This window comes from Serratia sp. root2 (genome assembly GCF_031931805.1).
Lineage (GTDB): Bacteria > Pseudomonadota > Gammaproteobacteria > Enterobacterales > Enterobacteriaceae > Serratia > Serratia inhibens.
This window is the reverse complement of sequence record NZ_JAUJXB010000006.1, coordinates 1-18,220: the sequence shown is the minus strand read 5'-3', so window position 1 is coordinate 18,220 and position 18,220 is coordinate 1. Positions and strand designations below refer to the sequence as shown.

Below are 18,220 nucleotides of genomic sequence, written 5' to 3'. Positions count from 1 at the left end.
CATGAAAACGATTCAGGGGCCGGGGCTGTTTCTGGCGCAGTTTATCGGCGCGCAGGCACCTTTTGATTCACTGGATGGATTGGCCGGGTGGGCGGCGGGGCTGGGGTTTAAAAGCCTGCAAATCCCCACCGGTCAGCCGCAGATTTTTAATCTTGAGCTGGCGGCACACAGCCAGGAGTATTGCGACGAGGTGCTCGGGCGCCTGGCACGGCACGGCCTGGCAATTAGCGAATTGTCCACCCATTTGCAGGGGCAATTGGTGGCAGTGCATCCCGCCTACGATCTGGCCTTCGACGGTTTTGCCCCTTCCCAGGTGCGCGGCAAACCGCAGGCGCGGCAGGCCTGGGCGACGGAACAGTTGCTGATGGCGGCGCAGGCGTCGCAAAGACTCGGGTTGACGGCGCATGCAACCTTCTCCGGTGCGCTGGCCTGGCCCTATTTTTACCCTTGGCCGCCGCACAACGCTTTGCTGCTGGATGAGGCGTTCAGCCAGTTGGCGCAGCGCTGGCGGCCGATCCTGGATGCTTTCGATGATGCGGGCGTGGACGTTTGCTATGAGCTGCATCCGGGGGAGGATTTGCACGACGGCGTCACCTTCGAACGCTTTCTGCGACAGGTCGGCAATCATCCGCGCTGCCGCATTCTGTATGACCCCAGCCATCTGCATTTGCAGCAAATGGATTACCTCGGTTTTATCGACGTTTATCACGCGCATATTCGGGCGTTTCATGTCAAAGACGCCGAGTATCGACCCAGCGCTCGCAGCGGGGTATACGGTGGTTATCAGCCGTGGCTGGAACGGCCGGGGCGTTTTCGCTCGCTCGGTGATGGGCAGATCGATTTCCCGGCGATCTTCAGCAAGCTGACGCAGTACGGCTACGCCGGCTGGGCAACGCTGGAATGGGAGTGTTGTCTGAAATCGCCGGAGGCAGGGGCGCGTGAGGGGGCCGCATTTATCGCCCGCCATATTATTCCGATCGCCGATCGGGCTTTTGATGATTTTGCCGCCGGCGGCGGCGATCGCCAACAGGTCAGGAAAATGCTGGGTATAGGGGATAAATCATGAGGTTACGGCTGGGCATGGTCGGTGGTGGCGAAGGCGCGTTTATCGGTGCCGTACACCGGTTGGCGGCGAGGATGGACGATGAGTTTGAGCTGGTGGCCGGAGCATTTTCATCCGACTGGGAAAACTGCCGCCGCACCGGCGCATTACTGCACCTGGACGAGGCGCGCTGCTATCGTGATTTTAACGCGATGGCGCGGGCCGAGGCGGCGCGGGCCGACGGTATCGACGCGGTGGCGATTGTTACCCCTAATTATTTGCATGCGCCGGTAGCGACCGCTTTTCTCAATGCCGGTATTGATGTGATTTGCGACAAACCGCTGTGCAACAGCTACGCCGAGGCGTTGCAACTGGCCGAAACGGTACGGCGCAGCGGCAGGCAGTTGATATTGACTCATAACTACAGTGCTTATCCGCTGGTGCGCGAGGCGCGCAGCCGGGTGCTGGCCGGTGAACTGGGAGAAGTCCGGTTTATCGAGGTGGAGTATCTGCAGGAATGGCTGGCGCAGCCGCTGGAACTGACCGACAACAAGCAGGCGGGTTGGCGCGCGCAGCCGGAGAAGGCCGGCGCGGGTTGCATTGGCGACGTGGGCACTCATGCCTGGCAATTGGCGCAGTTTGTCAGCGGTTTGCTGCCGCAGGCGATCAGCGCTGAACTGAGCTCGTTTATTCCGGGGCGCAGGCTGGACGACGACGTACGAGTTCAGATGCGTTACGCCAATGGCGCAAAAGGGCGACTGTGGGCCAGCCAGGTCGCTTGTGGGCATGAGAATGGCTTGCGGCTGCGGATATACGGCAGCGAGGGCAGCCTGTCGTTTTGTCAGGAACAGCCTAACCAGCTATGGATCCGCCCACGAGATGCCCCGGCGTATTGCATCACCCGCGCGGCGTCATTTCAGTATGTGGAAAACCGTTTGTTGGCACGGGTGCCGGCGGGCCACCCTGAAGGCTATCTGGAAGGGTTTGGCCAGATTTACCGCGAGGCTGCCCTTCGACTGCGGGAAGGGCCACAGGCTGCACCCTTATTGCCAGGGATTGAAACTGGCGTGCAAGGGATGGCGTTTATCGATGCCGCTCAGCGCAGCAGTGCAGCCGGCGGACAGTGGGTCGAATTGACGGGGTTAATATTTCAATAGGTAATAAAGAATATTTTTTTATTCTTTTATCGCTCGTCGCCGCTCGGATAAAACTGTCAGCAACTGAACAGATTTTTATCAACGGAGCGGATCATGGCGAGCAAACTCTTTTCATTACGCGGCGTAACGCTGCTGGTGTTATCGCTCGGTGCGGCCAGTGCACAGGCGGTCGACGTCACCGTGGCGTATCAAACCTCGGCGGAACCGGCCAAGGTAGCGCAGGCAGAAAACAGCTTTGCCAAACAGTCCGGCGCCAGCGTTGACTGGCGCAAATTCGACAGCGGCTCCAGCGTGTTGCGCGCGCTGGCTTCCGGCGATGTACAAATCGGCAATATCGGTTCCAGCCCACTGGCGGTGGCCGCCAGCCAGAAACTCCCTATCGAAGTATTCCTGATCGCCTCACAGCTCGGCAGTTCCGAAGCGCTGGTGGTGAAGAAGGACATTAAAGGCCCGCAGGATCTGATCGGTAAACGCATTGCGGTGCCGTTTATCTCCACCACCCACTACAGCCTGCTGGCTTCTCTCAAGCATTGGGGCATCAAGCCTGAACAGGTCAAAATCCTCAACCTGCAGCCGCCGGCCATCGCCGCCGCCTGGCAGCGCGGTGATATCGACGGAGCCTACGTTTGGGCGCCGGTGGTCAACGAGCTGGCCAAACAGGGTAAGGTACTGACCGATTCCGCACAGGTTGGGGAGTGGGGGGCGCCGACGCTCGACGTCTGGGTGGTGCGCAAGGACTTTGCCGAAAAATACCCGGAGGTGGTGACGGCCTTTGCCGCCAGCGCGTTGAAGGCCCAGAAAGCCTATCTGGCACAACCGGAGCAATGGCTGAAGGACAAAAGCAATCTCGGTACGCTGTCCCGCCTGAGTGGCGTGCCGGAGGAGCAGGTGCCGGTGCTGGTGAAGGGCAACACCTATCTGCCGGTGGCTGAGCAGATTACCCAGCTTGGTCAGCCGGTGGACAAGGCGATTCGCGATACCGCCGAATTCCTCAAACAGCAGGGCAAAATTCCGCAGGTCGACAGCGATTACAGCGCCTATGTGACCGACCGATTCGTGAAACAAGTGCAGGCTGCGCCGCAGTCGTAGGGGAGCCGCATGCTAAACGTTAACCATCTTTCAGCAGACTATCAGGGGCGCCCCGCGCTGCGCGACGTCTCGTTCCAGATTGCCGGCGGGCAACTGGTGGTGGTGCTCGGCCCGTCGGGCTGCGGCAAAACCACGCTGCTGAATTTGATCGCCGGGTTTATCGAGCCTTCAGCTGGCAGCATCACGCTTGATGGAGCGTCCGTTAACGGCCCAGGAGCCGAGCGGGGCGTGGTGTTCCAGCATGAGGGTTTACTCCCCTGGCGCAATGTGGTGGATAACGTCGAGTTTGGCCTGCAGTTGGCCGGTATCGGCAAGCAGGAGCGCCGCGAGGTGGCACAGCAGATGTTGCAACGCGTGGGGTTGGCGGGTTACGAGCAGCACTTTATCTGGCAACTTTCCGGCGGCATGCGCCAGCGGGTCGGCATTGCCCGCGCGCTGGCCGCCGATCCGCGCTTGCTGCTACTGGACGAGCCGTTCGGCGCGCTGGATGCTTTCACCCGCGAGCAGATGCAGGAACTGCTGCTGACCATTTGGCGTGATACCGGCAAGCAGGTATTGCTGATCACCCACGATATTGAAGAGGCGGTGTTCCTCGCCAGCGAGCTGTTGCTGCTTTCGCCGGGGCCGGGGCAGGTGGTGGAACGGCTGTCGCTGAACTTCGGCCAGCGCTACGCCGACGGTGAGGCCTGCCGGTCGATCAAGTCCGATCCTGAATTTATCGCGCAGCGCGAATACGTGCTGGGCAAAGTTTTCCAACAGCGCGAGGCATTGCTATGAGCCTGCATTCCGCACTCAAAGAGGTTGCCCAACCGCAGGTTGCGGCGTCGCGTCGTTTTCGCATACCGCGCAACGTCTTGTTGAGCGGTGCTACTTTGCTGGTGGTCTTGGCTGTCTGGTGGGGCGTGACCGCACTGAACCTGATCAGCCCGTTATTTTTACCGGCGCCGCAGCAGGTCTTGCACCAATTGTTGGTCATCGCCAGCCCGCAGGGCTTTATGGACGCCACGCTGTGGCAGCATCTGGCGGCCAGCCTGGGACGCATTTTGGTGGCGCTGCTGGCGGCGGTGATTATCGGCGTTCCTGTGGGTATCGCCATGGGGTTGAACGACACGGTGCGCGGCATTCTCGACCCGCTGATTGAGATTTACCGCCCGGTGCCGCCGCTGGCCTATCTGCCGTTGATGGTGATTTGGTTCGGCATCGGCGAAACCTCGAAAATTCTGCTTATTTACCTGGCGATCTTCGCCCCGGTTGCGTTATCTGCCGTAGCCGGCGTGCGCAGTGTGGCGCAGGTGCGGGTGCATGCCGCTCGCGCTTTGGGCGCCAACCGCTGGCAGGTGCTGCGTTTTGTGGTGTTGCCGAGCGCATTGCCGGAGATTTTGACCGGCATCCGCATTGGGCTGGGCGTCGGTTGGTCGACGCTGGTGGCAGCCGAACTGATCGCCGCTACGCGTGGCCTGGGATTTATGGTGCAATCCGCCGGTGAGTTTCTGGCCACCGACGTGGTGTTGGCCGGGATCGGCGTGATTGCGATTATTGCATTTGGGCTGGAGCTGGGGCTGCGCGCCTTGCAGCGCCGATTGACCCCGTGGCATGGAGTACAGCAATGAACGAACGTCTGAAGATTACCCCGCTGGGGCCCTACATCGGCGCGCTGGTGGACAACGTCGCGCTGGCAAGGCCGCTGGGCGACGGTCAGTTTGAGCAGCTTTACCATGCGTTGCTCAAACATCAGGTGCTGTTCTTCCGCAATCAGCCGATCACACCGTTGCAGCAGCGTGATTTGGCCGGCCGCTTCGGCGATCTGCACATCCATCCCGTTTACCCGCACGCCACCGACGTGGAAGAGATCATCGTGCTGGATACCCATGACGATAATCCGCCGGACAACGATAACTGGCATACCGACGTCACCTTTATCGAAAACCCGCCGCAGGGGGCGATACTGGCGGCGAAGACGCTGCCGTCTTTCGGCGGCGATACTCTGTGGGCCAGCGGCATCGCGGCCTATGAGGCGTTGTCTGAACCCTTCAGGCAACTGCTGGCCGGGTTGAAGGCGGAACATGATTTCACCAAGTCATTCCCTGAGCATAAGCATTTGTCGAGCGAAGAGGAGCATCAGCGCTGGCAGGTGGCGAAGCAGAAAAACCCGCCGTTGCTGCACCCGGTGGTGCGTACCCATCCGGTAAGCGGGCGGCAGGCGTTATTCGTCAATGAAGGGTTCACTACGCGGATTGTCGATCTGGCGCCGAAGGAGAGCGAGGCATTGCTGAACTTCCTGTTTGCTCATATCACCAAGCCGGAGTTCCAGGTGCGCTGGCGCTGGCAGGAGAATGACATCGCGATCTGGGATAACCGCGTGACGCAGCATTACGCCAACGCGGATTATCTGCCGCAGCGGCGCATTATGCACCGTGCGACCATTTTAGGGGATAAACCTTTTTACAAGGCGTGAAGCCGTGGGCGCAGCGCGCTGCGCTCCTACAATTCAAACTCGTTTGTCAGCTGTTCCAACCGTTCTTGCGCATCCAGCCAGGTCATTTCCGTCTCTTCCAGTGCGGATTTGGCCTGGCTTTGTTTTTGCAGACACTCAGTCAGATCGGCTTTGCGGCTGATGTCATACAGCGCAGAGTCCGCCAGCTTCTCTTCTGCCGCCGCCAGCTCGGCGCCCAGTTTTTCCATCTGCTGCTCCAGCTTGGCGATTTGCTTGCGCAGCGGCTGAGTCTGGGTGCGGAATTCGGCTTCGCGTCGTTTCTGATCTTTGCGCGCCTGTGCGCTGTTACCGTTGTTTTCTTTCTCTGGCGCATCCTGCTGGTTTTCCTGCCGCTGCAGGTCGCTTAGCCATTGCTGGTAGTCGTCCAGATCGCCTTCGAAAACTTCGACCTGACCATCGTGCACCAGATAGAGATCGTCAGTGGTGGAGCGCAGCAGGTGACGGTCGTGCGAAACCACCACCAACGCGCCTTCGAAATCGATCAGCGCTTCGGTCAAGGCCTGGCGCATGTCCAGATCCAGGTGGTTGGTCGGTTCGTCGAGCAGCAGCAGGTTAGGGCGCTGCCAGACGATCAGGGCCAGCACCAGCCGCGCCTTTTCGCCGCCGGAGAAACGCTCGGTGGCCTCGGTGACCTTGTCGCCCTGGAAGCCGAAGCCGCCCAGGTAGTCGCGCAGTTGCTGTTCCAGCACCCGGGGAGCGATACGGCTCAGGTGTTGCAACGGCGATTCGTCGGCGCGCAAGAACTCCAACTGATGCTGAGCGAAGTAGCCCAGTTTGATGCCCTTCGCCAGGCCAATCTCACCGCTCAGCGGCTCCAGCGAGCCGGCCAGCATTTTGATCAAGGTAGATTTACCGGCGCCATTACGGCCCAGAAGGCCAATGCGCGAACCGGGCACCAGGTTGAGCTTGATCGATTTCAGGATCACTTTTTCGCCGTAGCCGGCGCTGACCTTCTCCATGCGCAGCAACGGGTTCGGCAAGCTTTCCGGCTGGCGGAAGCTGAAACTGAACGGGTTATCGACGTGAGCCGGCGCGATCAGCTCCATGCGCTCGAGCATTTTAATGCGGCTCTGCGCCTGTTTGGCTTTGGTAGCCTGCGCGCGGAAGCGATCGATATAACTTTGCAGGTGCGCCACTTTCTCCTGTTGATGCTGATACAGCGACTGCTGCTGCGCCAGTTTGGTCGAGCGCTGGCGCTCGAACGAGGAGTAGTTGCCGGTGTATTCGTTGATGGTCTCTTGTTCGATATGCAGAATTTTATCGACGATCGGATCGAGGAAGTCGCGGTCGTGAGAAATCAGCACCAGCGTGCCCGGATAGCCCTTCAGCCAACGTTCCAGCCAAATGACCGCATCCAGATCCAGGTGGTTGGTCGGTTCGTCGAGCAGCAGCAGATCTGAGCGGCAGACCAGCGCCTGCGCCAGGTTCAAACGCATGCGCCAGCCGCCCGAGAAAGCGCGCACCGGGCTCTGCAGCTGTTCGTTGGAGAAGCCCAGGCCGTGCAACAGGCTGGCGGCGCGGGAGCGGATGGTCCAGGCGTCGATGGCATCCAGCTTGCCGTGCAGCGTGGCGATGGCGTGGCCGTCGTTTTTCTCGTTGGCTAATTGCAATTCGGCTTCAAGCTGACGGAATTCGCGATCGCCGTCGATAACATACTCAATGGCCGGCACGTCCAGCGCCGGCGTTTCCTGGTTGACCCAGGCCAGCGCCCAGTTAGTGGGGAAGGTGTGAGTACCACCGTCCGCGGCGATTTCGCCTTTCAGCAACGCCAGCAGCGTGGATTTGCCGCAGCCGTTTTTGCCCACCAGGCCGACTTTCTGACCTGGATTAACCGTCGCCGTGGCGTTGTCCAACAGGACGCGGGTACCGCGTCGGATTTGTAGCGAGGAGAATACAATCATAAAGCGCCGTATGTTCAGAGTATGTTAAATTGAGAGGATTCTAAGTTAACAGGACACAGGCTGTCCTATTATTAGTCTTTGCGTAGCATGGTAACGGAAAACCGTTACCCTGACGACGCTTTGGAGGGGAATGATGTCGCAGCCGCCCAAGGTCTTGCTGCTGTATGCCCATCCGGAATCCCATGACTCGGTCGCGAATCGGGTTTTGCTTCGACCGGCGCAGCAGTTGGAACATGTCACAGTGCACGATTTATACGCGCACTATCCTGACTTTTTTATTGATATTCACCACGAACAACAATTGCTGCGTGAACATCAGGTCATTGTTTTTCAACATCCTCTTTATACCTACAGCTGCCCGGCATTGCTGAAAGAATGGCTGGATCGCGTGCTGTCGCGCGGTTTTGCCAGCGGCATGGGGGGCAATGCGCTGGCGGGCAAATACTGGCGTTCGGTGATCACCACCGGAGAACCTGAAGGCGCCTACCGCACCGGCGGTTATAACCGTTACCCGATGGAAGATATCCTGCGCCCGTTCGAACTGACCGCCGCCATGTGCCATATGCACTGGCTGACGCCGATGCTGGTGTATTGGGCGCGCCGGCAGAAGCCGGAGGTGCTGGAAAGTCACGCCACGGCCTATGGCGACTGGCTGCGTAACCCGCTGCCGCAGGGAGGAAGATGATCATGGAAGGCTCGACGTTACTGACCGCAATTTTGCTGTTCCTGTTCGCCGCCGTGGTCACGGTGCCGATCGCCCGTCGGCTGGGGATTGGCGCGGTATTGGGCTATCTGATCGCCGGCATTGCCATCGGTCCCTGGGGGTTAGGCTTTATCCGCGACGTGGATGAGATCTTGCACTTTTCCGAGCTGGGCGTGGTGTTCCTGATGTTTATCATCGGGTTGGAGCTGAACCCGACCAAGCTGTGGGAACTGCGGCGTTCGATATTCGGCGTTGGTGCCGGGCAGGTATTGATCACCGCCGCGGTGTTGGGGGCGTTGCTTTATCTGACCCATTTCGCTTGGCAGGCCGCCGTTATCGGCGGTATCGGGCTGGCGATGTCATCAACGGCGATGGCGTTGCAGCTGATGCGCGAGAAGGGCATGAACCGCAATGAAGGCGGCCAGTTAGGGTTCTCGGTACTGCTGTTCCAGGATATGGCGGTTATCCCGGCGCTGGCGCTGATCCCTATCCTGGCCGGTGCCGGTGGCACCAGCGACGACTGGGCGGAAATCGCGATCAAGGTAGCCGCGTTCGGCGGCATGCTGATCGGCGGGCGTTTTCTGCTGCGGCCGTTGTTCCGCTATATCGCCTCTTCCGGGGTGCGTGAAATTTTCACCGCCGCCGCACTGTTGGTGGTATTGGGGGCGGCGTTGTTTATGGATACGCTCGGCCTGTCGATGGCGCTTGGCACCTTTATCGCCGGCGTGCTGTTGGCGGAGAGTGAATATCGCCATGAGCTGGAGATCGCCATCGAGCCGTTCAAGGGGCTGCTGTTGGGCCTGTTCTTTATCTCGGTGGGGATGGCGCTGAATATCGGCGTACTCTATACCCATTTGGTCGAAGTGCTGCTCGGCGTGGTGCTGCTGGTGGCGATCAAGTCGGGGGTGCTGTACTCGCTGTCGCGCATCTTTGGCTTGCGCAGTTCGGTGCGTTTGCAGTTCGCCGGCGTGCTCAGCCAGGGCGGAGAGTTTGCCTTTGTGCTGTTTTCCGCCGCAGGCGCGCAGAAGGTGTTGCAGTCTGACCAACTCGCCTTGCTGTTGGTGGTGGTGACCTTGTCGATGATGACGACACCCCTGCTGATGCAGATTATCGATCGCATCCTGGTACGCCGGTATAACGCCAGGGATGAAGACGAAGAAACGCCGTATGTGGAGGACGATGATCCGCAGGTGATCATTGTCGGTTTCGGGCGGTTTGGTCAGGTGATCGGCCGGTTGTTGATGGCCAACAAGATGCGCATTACCGTGCTGGAGCGCGATGTCAGCGCGGTTGGCGTGCTGCGCCGCTACGGCTACAAGGTGTATTACGGCGACGCCACCGAACTTGAGCTGTTGCGTGCGGCCGGCGCGGCGAAGGCCAAGTCGATTGTCATCACCTGCAATGAGCCGGAAGATACCATGGAGATCGTGCGCTTGTGCCAGCAGCACTTTCCGGAGTTGAGCATTCTGGCTCGCGCGCGCGGACGCGTGGAGGCGCACGAACTGTTGCAGGCCGGGGTCAAACAGTTCAGCCGCGAAACCTTCTCCAGCGCACTGGAACTGGGGCGCAAGGCGCTGATGGAGCTGGGTATGCATCCTCATCAGGCCTATCGCGCGCAGCAGCACTTCCGCCGGTTGGACATGCGTATGCTGCGTGAGCTGATGCCGCCGCATCATGGCGATGTGGCGCAGATTTCCCGCGTGAAAGAGGCGCGGCGCGAGCTGGAGGAACTTTTCCATCGTGAAATGCAAAAAGAGAGTCGCCAGTTCGACGGCTGGGATGAATACGAATAATTTGGAGCACAGAAGATGTCCGCAACACGTAAAAGATTTATCGCCGGGGCAGTCTGCCCGAGCTGTAAGGCTATGGATACGCTGGCAGTTTGGCGCGAAGACCAGGTCGAAGTGGTGGAGTGCGTCAAGTGCGGTCATCACCAGCGACAGACCGAACAGCAGGTAGAAAAACACGTCCGGCCGCAGGAGCAGGTGATCGGTATTTTCCACCCGGAGTAGCGTTATCGGGTGCGTTTTTTTATGCTGAAGGGTACAGCGGGGCAGATTTCCGATACAATCTGTCCGGTAAAGGCGCAGCACCCGATGATGGGCTGCGTCCAAGTGTCCAACGGTAGGAGATATCATGAAAGTAGCAAAAGACTTGGTGGTCAGCCTGGCTTACCAAGTACGTACAGAAGACGGTGTTTTGGTTGATGAGTCTCCGGTGAGCGCGCCGCTGGACTATCTGCACGGGCATGGTTCTCTGATCGCAGGTCTGGAAAAAGCACTCGAAGGCCACGAAGCAGGCGATCGTTTTGACGTGAATGTTGGCGCTAACGATGCGTACGGCAACTACGACGAAAACCTGGTGCAGCGCGTGCCGAAAGACGTCTTTATGGGCGTTGACGAGTTGGAAGTCGGCATGCGTTTCCTGGCTGACACCGATCAGGGCCCGGTTCCGGTCGAAATCACCGAGGTGGACGGCGATCACGTAGTGGTTGACGGTAACCACATGCTGGCGGGTCAGAACCTGAACTTCAACGTGGAAGTTGTCGCGATCCGCGAAGCTACCGCTGAAGAACTGGCACACGGTCACGTACACGGCGAGCACGATCACCACCACGAGCACGGCGACGGTTGCTGCGGCGGTCATGGCCACGATCACGATCATGACCATGCGCATGACCAGGCTCAGGCTAAGAAAGGCGGTTGCGGTAACGGTGGTTGCGGCTGCCACTAATCGCGGCGCGGCAATTGCAAAAAAGGGCGGCCATTGGCTGCCCTTTTTTATTGTTTATCAATAATGTGGCGGTGGAGTCTCTTCCGACTGCGAGGCGATCATCGACGTTTGGGTCGAGCGCAGTTTATCGGTCAGCACGCGCAGGTGTTCCTGCAATTTCAGCATTTCAAGCTGGTGCTGCACCACGGTCTGGTTGAGTTCCTCAATGGTGACTTCCTGGAAAGCCTGGCGGCTCTCCAGTTCTTCCAGCCGCAGTAACAGGTTTTGGGTATCGGCGTTGTGCATGATGCTACCTCTGAAGCGGGTTAATCCTGAATCTGGCGCTATGTTAACAGCTGCCGCCGGCTTTGCGCTGCGCTATTTCACCCCTCTCGAAACGGGGGATAATCTCAAGCGCCGGGACACTGTGTAAAGTGCTGAAAAATAGAGCGCTTATCTTGGCTGATTTTGTTACCGTCGATGGTGTGAGTGCAAGAAAAATCTGATTTATCATGCGGGTAGCACATTTAAGGAAACTTCTCCTTAAACCCGGAGTCACACTTTGACTCGATTGGTTACCTGTGTGACTGTTTTGTTTTCTTTCAGACAGCTATAGTAGCCCGGTTATCTTACTTAATGATTGTTTGGGGCACCGCTTCAGACACTGGAGAAATGGATGAAATCTTTGTTTAAAGTCACGCTTCTGGCAACCACCATGGCTTTTGCTCTGAATGCGACTCAGGTTATGGCCGCTGATGCGGCTAAACCGGCCGAAGCCGCCAAGCCAGCGGACGCTGCAGCTGCAGCGCCAAGCACCGGCAAGTTCAAGAACGATGACGAGCAAGCGGCCTACGCACTGGGCGCATCCCTGGGGCGTTACATGGACAACTCTCTGAAAGAACAAGAAAAACTGGGTATCAAACTGGATAAAGACCAGTTGATCTCAGGCGTTCAGGACGCTTTCGCCAACAAGAGCAAGCTGAACGATGCGGACATCGAAAAAACGCTGCAGGGCTTTGAAGCGCGCGTGAAGGCTTCTGCTCAGGCGAAAATGGAACAAGACGCCAAAGACAACGAAGCGAAAGGCGCCAAGTACCGTGAGACCTTCGCCAAAGAAAAAGGCGTGAAGAAAACTGAATCCGGTTTGCTGTACAAGGTAGAGAAACCGGGTGCGGGTGACGCGCCTAAAGACAGCGACACCGTGGTAGTGAACTACAAGGGTACTCTGACCGACGGCACCGAGTTTGACAATTCCTACACCCGCGGTGAACCACTGTCATTCCGCCTGGACGGCGTGATTCCAGGTTGGACCGAAGGCCTGAAACATCTCAAGAAGGGCGGCAAAATAAAGCTGGTAATCCCACCGGCGCTGGCCTACGGTAAAACAGGCGTTCCGGGCATTCCGGCTAACTCTACCCTGGTATTCGATGTTGAGCTGCTGGATGTGAAAGCTGCACCGAAAGCAGACGCCAAGGCTGAAAAACCGGCTGACGCAGCGGCTGACGCCAAAGCGCAATAAGCCTGTCTGATTACCCTCACCGCCGCGAGTTTTTTCGCGGCGGTGCTCATTTCAGCCTCTCTGATGAATGCCCCATTACGCGTAACTTTTACTTCCCTCTCCCACTGTTTGCTTGACGCCTGCCGGGCATCGGGCTTAACGTCAATACCACGCGCAAACGCAAGGACTTTACTCTGGTAGTTTTGCTAGACTAATAATCCGGACTTATGAGTCATCCGTCTGCCCCTTAGGGCGTGTACCTAAAACTGTTCCCGGCCGTGTTGGCCTGCGGACGCCCGTCGTGCTGTTTCATGCTGATACCAGCCTGCCTGCCCTGTGGATCCCCAAGGGTATGCCGCCTGTGAAAAGGGAGCCTGCACGAGCCGTTTTAGCTGCGCCCCCTGGCACAGGCGATCTTTGAGGGTGGTATTTTCGATGTCTAATTCGCTTTTATCCAGCGAAGCCAGCGAACTTGATTTGCTGAATGAACGTCCGTTTAGCCAGACGGATCATGAAATCCTGAAGTCTTATGAAGCCGTGGTCGATGGGCTTGCTATGCTGATCGGCGGTCACTGCGAGATCGTGCTGCACGCGCTGGAAGATTTGAAATGCTCGGCGGTGCGCATTGCCAACGGCGAGCATACCGGGCGGCAGATCGGTTCGCCGATCACCGACCTGGCGCTGCGCATGCTGCATGATATGGCAGGTGATGACAGCAGCGTTTCGAAGGCCTACTTCACCCGCGCCAAAAGCGGCGTGCTGATGAAATCGGTCACTATCGCCATCCGCAATCGCGAGCAGCGGGTGATCGGCCTGTTGTGCATCAACATGAACCTCGATGTGCCGTTTTCCCAGGTGATGCAGACTTTCATGCCGCCGGAAACCCAGGACGTGGCCCCCTCGGTCAATTTTGCCTCTTCCGTGGACGATCTGGTGGCACAGACGCTGGAGTTCACCATTGAGGAAGTTAATGCCGATCGTAATGTCGCCAACAATGCCAAAAATCGGCAGGTGGTACTGAATCTCTATGAAAAAGGCATTTTTGATATCAAAGATGCGATTAATCAGGTGGCGGATCGCCTGAATATTTCCAAGCACACCGTGTATCTGTATATCCGCCAGTTCAAAAGCGGTGACCTGCTGGGAACCGAACGCTGATGCTGGATTATTGCCTTTTGGTCACCGGCCCGGCGTACGGCACTCAACAGGCCAGCAGCGCCTATCAGTTCGCACTAGCCCTGCTGGCGAAAGGGCATCGGCTCTCCAGCGTGTTTTTCTACCGTGAAGGGGTACTGAACGCCAACCAACTGACATCGCCTGCCAGCGATGAGTTCGATCTGGTGCGCGGCTGGGTACAACTGGCGCGTCAGCACGGTATTGCGCTCAATGTTTGTGTGGCCGCTGCGCTGCGTCGCGGCGTGACCGATGAACAGGAAGCTGCGCAGCAGGGGCTGGAAACCGCTAATCTGCAACCTGGTTTTACCCTTAGCGGGTTGGGTTCGTTGGCAGAGGCGGCGCTGAGTTGCGATCGTCTGGTGCAGTTCTGAGAGAATTTATGAAACGAGTCGCTTTTGTTTTTACCCAAGGCCCGCACGGTAGCGCAGGCGGCAGGGAAGGGTTGGATGCGTTGTTGGCGACTTCGGCGCTGAGTGAAGATCTGGGCGTTTTTTTTATCGGCGATGGCGTATTGCAGCTATTGCCGGGGCAGCAACCGGAAAAAATCCTGGCGCGCAATTATATCGCCACCTTCGGCGTGCTGCCGCTGTATGACGTCGAGCAGTGTTATCTGTGCCAGGCATCTTTGCAGGAGCGCGGTCTGAGTCAGGTTACTGACTGGATGCTGGAGGCCGAGGTGCTGGCCCCGGATGCATTGCGCCAACGGTTGGCCGGCTATGACGCGGTAATGACTTTTTAGGACATTCGGATGCTGTATACCCTTAGCCACTCTCCCACTCAATGCGATTTGCCTGCGCTGCTGCGCTTGACTACACAAGGCGACGATCTGCTGCTGCTGCAGGATGGCGTACTGGCCGGGTTGGCCGGTAGCGCACACCTTGAATTGCTGCTCAATGCCCCCATATCACTTTATGCGCTGAAGGACGACCTGGAAGCCAGAGGTCTTGTTGGTCATTTTTCACACAAAATCACGGTCGTCGGCTATAATCACTTCGTTGAATTAACCGAAAAACACCACAGCCAAATGGCTTGGTGATGAGAGTGATGTTGTATATTTCTTGACACCTCTACCACTCAGCCATAAAATTCTGCGGCCTCGTACTTTGCCAGTAGTGCATACGAGGGGATTTATCACATGTTTACGAAGCAACAAACGAAGCAAAACCAGGAGCTTTTTTAATGGCAACAATTAATCAGCTGGTTCGCAAACCACGCTCTGTGAAGGCTGCTAAAAGCAACGTTCCAGCGCTGGAAGCCTGCCCGCAGAAACGTGGTGTATGTACCCGCGTATATACCACCACCCCGAAAAAACCAAACTCCGCGCTGCGTAAAGTATGCCGTGTGCGTTTGACTAACGGTTTCGAAGTGACTTCCTACATCGGTGGTGAAGGTCACAACCTGCAGGAACACTCCGTGATCCTGATCCGTGGCGGTCGTGTTAAAGACTTGCCAGGTGTGCGTTACCACACCGTCCGTGGTGCACTTGACTGCTCCGGTGTTAAAGACCGTAAGCAAGCTCGTTCCAAGTACGGCGTGAAGAAGCCAAAGGCTTAATGGTTCTCCGTTAAGTAAGGCCAAACATTTTCACTTTAATGTCAAAATAAACTCGTAGAGTTTTGGACAATCCTGAATTAACAACGGAGTATTTCCATGCCACGTCGTCGCGTAATAGGCCAACGTAAAATCCTGCCAGATCCTAAGTTCGGATCCGAGCTGTTGGCCAAATTTGTAAATATCCTGATGGTAGACGGTAAAAAATCTACTGCAGAAGCTATCGTGTATACCGCGCTGGAGACCCTGGCTCAGCGTTCTGGTAAAAATCACCTGGAAGCTTTCGAAGTAGCTCTCGACAACGTTCGCCCGACTGTAGAAGTTAAGTCGCGCCGCGTTGGTGGTTCTACTTATCAGGTACCAGTTGAAGTCCGCCCGGTCCGTCGTAATGCTTTGGCAATGCGCTGGATCGTTGATGCTGCTCGTAAACGCGGTGATAAATCCATGGCTCTGCGCTTGGCGAACGAACTTTCTGATGCAGTTGAGAACAAAGGTTCTGCTGTTAAGAAACGTGAAGACGTTCACCGTATGGCAGAAGCCAACAAGGCGTTCGCCCACTACCGCTGGTAATTGCCACGCAGTAGTTATGCTAACCAAGCGGGCGCTTCAAGAAGCCAACCCGCTTGGGTTAACCGAACTTGAACGCCTAAGGCAATAGAGGAATCAAATGGCTCGTACAACACCCATTGAGCGCTATCGTAACATCGGTATCAGCGCTCACATCGACGCCGGTAAGACGACCACTACCGAACGTATTCTGTTCTACACCGGTGTAAACCACAAAATCGGTGAAGTTCATGACGGCGCTGCCACCATGGACTGGATGGAGCAGGAGCAGGAGCGTGGTATTACCATCACTTCTGCAGCGACTACCGCTTTCTGGTCTGGTATGGCCAAGCAGTTTGAGCCGCACCGCGTAAACATCATCGACACCCCAGGGCACGTTGACTTCACCATCGAAGTAGAACGTTCCATGCGTGTTCTTGATGGCGCTGTAATGGTTTACTGTGCTGTTGGTGGCGTTCAGCCGCAGTCTGAAACCGTATGGCGTCAGGCTAACAAATACAAAGTTCCACGCATCGCGTTCGTTAACAAAATGGACCGTATGGGTGCTAACTTCCTGAAAGTTGTTGGTCAGATCAAATCTCGTCTGGGCGCGAATCCAGTGCCATTGCAGCTGGCTATCGGCGCAGAAGAGAAATTCACCGGTATCGTTGACCTGGTGAAAATGAAAGCAGTCAACTGGAACGATGCTGACCAGGGCGTGACCTTCGAATACGAAGAGATCCCTGCGGACATGCAAGAGCTGGCCGAAGAATGGCACCAGAACCTGGTTGAATCTGCTGCTGAAGCTTCAGACGAGCTGATGGAAAAATACCTGGGCGGCGAAGAGCTGACCGAGGAAGAAATCAAGACAGCTCTGCGTCAGCGCGTGCTGAACAACGAGATTATCCTGGTTACCTGTGGTTCTGCCTTTAAAAACAAAGGCGTGCAGGCAATGTTGGATGCGGTTATCGAATATCTGCCGGCACCAACTGACGTACCTGCAATCAACGGTATCCTGGACGACGGTAAAGATACGCCGGCTGAGCGTCATGCTAACGATGACGAGCCATTTGCTGCACTGGCGTTCAAAATTGCTACCGACCCATTCGTGGGTAACCTGACGTTCTTCCGCGTGTACTCCGGTATCGTTAACTCCGGTGACACCGTATTGAACTCAGTGAAGGCTGCTCGTGAGCGTCTGGGCCGTATCGTTCAGATGCACGCTAACAAGCGTGAAGAGATCAAAGAAGTTCGTGCGGGCGACATCGCTGCAGCGATCGGTCTGAAAGACGTGACTACCGGTGACACTCTGTGTGATCCAAACCACGTGATCATTCTGGAGCGTATGGAGTTCCCTGAGCCGGTAATCTCCGTTGCAGTTGAACCAAAAACCAAAGCTGACCAAGAAAAAATGGGTCTGGCTCTGGGCCGTCTGGCGAAGGAAGATCCATCATTCCGCGTATGGACTGACGAAGAATCTGGTCAGACTATCATCGCAGGTATGGGTGAACTTCACCTGGATATCCTGGTTGACCGTATGCGTCGTGAATTTAACGTTGAAGCGAACGTGGGTAAACCACAGGTTGCTTACCGTGAAGCGATTCGTGCGAAAGTTACCGATATCGAAGGTAAACACGCCAAGCAGTCTGGTGGTCGTGGTCAGTATGGTCATGTCGTTATCGACATGTACCCGCTGGAGCCGGGCTCAAATCCGAAAGGCTACGAGTTCATCAATGACATTAAAGGTGGTGTGATCCCAACGGAATACATCCCTGCCATTGATAAAGGCCTCCAGGAACAGCTTAAGTCTGGTCCGCTGGCCGGTTATCCGGTTGTTGATCTCGGTGTGCGTCTGCATTTCGGTTCTTTCCACGATGTTGACTCCTCCGAATTGGCGTTTAAACTGGCTGCGTCTATCGCCTTTAAAGATGGCTTTAAGAAAGCGAAACCTGTTTTGCTTGAGCCGATTATGAAGGTTGAAGTTGAAACGCCGGAAGAGAACACTGGTGACGTCATCGGTGACCTTAGCCGTCGTCGTGGTCAACTGAAAGGTCAGGAATCCAACGCTACTGGCGTTCAGATTCACGCTGAAGTTCCGTTGTCCGAGATGTTCGGATACGCAACTCAACTGCGTTCTCTGACCAAAGGCCGTGCTTCTTACTCCATGGAGTTCTTGAAGTACGATGATGCGCCGAACAACGTCGCTCAGGCCGTTATCGAAGCCCGTGGTAAATAAGCTTTCGGGTTTAACACATTGATCAGTGCTCTCTCCATGAGGAGAGAGCATAAGAGTAAGGAATATAGCCGTGTCTAAAGAAAAATTTGAACGTTCCAAACCGCACGTTAACGTT

At 56.7% G+C, this 18,220-nt stretch carries 20 protein-coding genes; 18 read left to right on the top strand and 2 right to left on the bottom strand.

Translation table 11 applies throughout. The features are described from left to right. Position 1 precedes the first annotated feature (1 nt). The 6 genes from QZQ97_RS20930 to tauD all read left to right on the top strand — a co-directional run bounded on the left by QZQ97_RS20930 (position 2) and on the right by tauD (position 5,743). On the top strand, positions 2 to 1,066 hold the full coding sequence (locus tag QZQ97_RS20930) for a sugar phosphate isomerase/epimerase family protein (protein ID WP_311995007.1): 1,065 nt from the start codon (positions 2 to 4) through the stop codon (positions 1,064 to 1,066). Continuing rightward, positions 1,063 to 2,199: a Gfo/Idh/MocA family protein gene (locus QZQ97_RS20925; protein WP_311995006.1), complete on the top strand. Its 1,137-nt coding sequence runs from the start codon at positions 1,063 to 1,065 to the stop codon at positions 2,197 to 2,199. The genes QZQ97_RS20930 and QZQ97_RS20925 overlap by 4 nt, the downstream gene beginning before the upstream one ends. A gap of 93 nt (positions 2,200 to 2,292) precedes the next feature. Next, the gene (gene tauA, locus QZQ97_RS20920; RefSeq protein WP_311995005.1) at positions 2,293 to 3,288 is read left to right on the top strand and encodes a taurine ABC transporter substrate-binding protein; all 996 of its coding nucleotides are present in this window, start codon (positions 2,293 to 2,295) and stop codon (positions 3,286 to 3,288) included. Positions 3,289 to 3,297: 9 nt separating this feature from the next. Beyond that, positions 3,298 to 4,065: a taurine ABC transporter ATP-binding subunit gene (tauB, locus tag QZQ97_RS20915; RefSeq protein ID WP_311995004.1), complete on the top strand. Its 768-nt coding sequence runs from the start codon at positions 3,298 to 3,300 to the stop codon at positions 4,063 to 4,065. After that, positions 4,062 to 4,898, top strand: coding sequence for a taurine ABC transporter permease TauC (gene tauC, locus QZQ97_RS20910; RefSeq protein WP_311995003.1), 837 nt, complete (start codon positions 4,062 to 4,064; stop codon positions 4,896 to 4,898). The genes tauB and tauC overlap by 4 nt, the downstream gene beginning before the upstream one ends. Continuing rightward, a complete protein-coding gene (gene tauD / locus QZQ97_RS20905; protein ID WP_311995002.1) occupies positions 4,895 to 5,743 on the top strand; it encodes a taurine dioxygenase in 849 nt (282 codons plus the stop codon). Before tauC ends, tauD begins: the two co-directional genes overlap by 4 nt. 26 nt (positions 5,744 to 5,769) lie before the next feature. Here the strand turns inward: tauD and QZQ97_RS20900 are convergent, their stop codons facing one another. Next, complete coding sequence (locus tag QZQ97_RS20900) at positions 5,770 to 7,683, bottom strand: ABC transporter ATP-binding protein (protein WP_311995001.1); 1,914 nt, start codon at positions 7,681 to 7,683, stop codon at positions 5,770 to 5,772. Between the two features lie 133 nt (positions 7,684 to 7,816). Here QZQ97_RS20900 and kefG point away from each other — a divergent pair, with 133 nt between their 5' ends. The 4 genes from kefG (at position 7,817) to slyD (ending at position 11,119) form a co-directional block, all read left to right on the top strand. After that, entirely contained in the window at positions 7,817 to 8,368 is a 552-nt protein-coding gene (gene kefG / locus QZQ97_RS20895; RefSeq protein WP_006328470.1) for a glutathione-regulated potassium-efflux system ancillary protein KefG, read from the top strand. A gap of 2 nt (positions 8,369 to 8,370) precedes the next feature. Next, the gene (gene kefB, locus QZQ97_RS20890; RefSeq protein WP_311995000.1) at positions 8,371 to 10,179 is read left to right on the top strand and encodes a glutathione-regulated potassium-efflux system protein KefB; all 1,809 of its coding nucleotides are present in this window, start codon (positions 8,371 to 8,373) and stop codon (positions 10,177 to 10,179) included. Positions 10,180 to 10,194: 15 nt separating this feature from the next. Further along, positions 10,195 to 10,398 carry a YheV family putative zinc ribbon protein gene (locus QZQ97_RS20885; protein WP_004951224.1) on the top strand — a complete coding sequence of 68 codons (204 nt, stop codon included), beginning with the start codon at positions 10,195 to 10,197 and terminating at the stop codon, positions 10,396 to 10,398. A gap of 124 nt (positions 10,399 to 10,522) precedes the next feature. Next, entirely contained in the window at positions 10,523 to 11,119 is a 597-nt protein-coding gene (slyD, locus tag QZQ97_RS20880; protein WP_311994999.1) for a peptidylprolyl isomerase, read from the top strand. Positions 11,120 to 11,176: 57 nt separating this feature from the next. On the opposite strand, the gene QZQ97_RS20875 is transcribed toward slyD, so the two are convergent. Next, positions 11,177 to 11,404, bottom strand: coding sequence for a SlyX family protein (locus QZQ97_RS20875; protein WP_311994998.1), 228 nt, complete (start codon positions 11,402 to 11,404; stop codon positions 11,177 to 11,179). 370 nt (positions 11,405 to 11,774) lie between these two features. Here QZQ97_RS20875 and fkpA point away from each other — a divergent pair, with 370 nt between their 5' ends. The 8 genes from fkpA to fusA all read left to right on the top strand — a co-directional run bounded on the left by fkpA (position 11,775) and on the right by fusA (position 18,105). After that, entirely contained in the window at positions 11,775 to 12,617 is an 843-nt protein-coding gene (fkpA, locus tag QZQ97_RS20870; protein ID WP_311994997.1) for an FKBP-type peptidyl-prolyl cis-trans isomerase, read from the top strand. Positions 12,618 to 13,031: 414 nt separating this feature from the next. Continuing rightward, the gene (locus tag QZQ97_RS20865; RefSeq protein ID WP_311994996.1) at positions 13,032 to 13,754 is read left to right on the top strand and encodes a helix-turn-helix transcriptional regulator; all 723 of its coding nucleotides are present in this window, start codon (positions 13,032 to 13,034) and stop codon (positions 13,752 to 13,754) included. Beyond that, positions 13,754 to 14,143, top strand: coding sequence for a sulfurtransferase complex subunit TusD (gene tusD, locus QZQ97_RS20860; protein WP_442995390.1), 390 nt, complete (start codon positions 13,754 to 13,756; stop codon positions 14,141 to 14,143). The genes QZQ97_RS20865 and tusD overlap by 1 nt, the downstream gene beginning before the upstream one ends. 8 nt (positions 14,144 to 14,151) lie before the next feature. Continuing rightward, entirely contained in the window at positions 14,152 to 14,511 is a 360-nt protein-coding gene (gene tusC, locus QZQ97_RS20855) for a sulfurtransferase complex subunit TusC (RefSeq protein WP_311994995.1), read from the top strand. 9 nt (positions 14,512 to 14,520) lie between these two features. Continuing rightward, on the top strand, positions 14,521 to 14,808 hold the full coding sequence (tusB, locus tag QZQ97_RS20850) for a sulfurtransferase complex subunit TusB (RefSeq protein ID WP_311994994.1): 288 nt from the start codon (positions 14,521 to 14,523) through the stop codon (positions 14,806 to 14,808). 143 nt (positions 14,809 to 14,951) lie between these two features. After that, a complete protein-coding gene (rpsL, locus tag QZQ97_RS20845; protein WP_004930426.1) occupies positions 14,952 to 15,326 on the top strand; it encodes a 30S ribosomal protein S12 in 375 nt (124 codons plus the stop codon). A gap of 96 nt (positions 15,327 to 15,422) precedes the next feature. Continuing rightward, entirely contained in the window at positions 15,423 to 15,893 is a 471-nt protein-coding gene (gene rpsG, locus QZQ97_RS20840) for a 30S ribosomal protein S7 (protein WP_004951199.1), read from the top strand. A 97-nt stretch (positions 15,894 to 15,990) separates the two neighbouring features. After that, positions 15,991 to 18,105, top strand: a complete 2,115-nt coding sequence (fusA, locus tag QZQ97_RS20835) for an elongation factor G (RefSeq protein WP_311994993.1) — start codon at positions 15,991 to 15,993, stop codon at positions 18,103 to 18,105. The last annotated feature ends 115 nt before the right edge of the window (positions 18,106 to 18,220 follow it).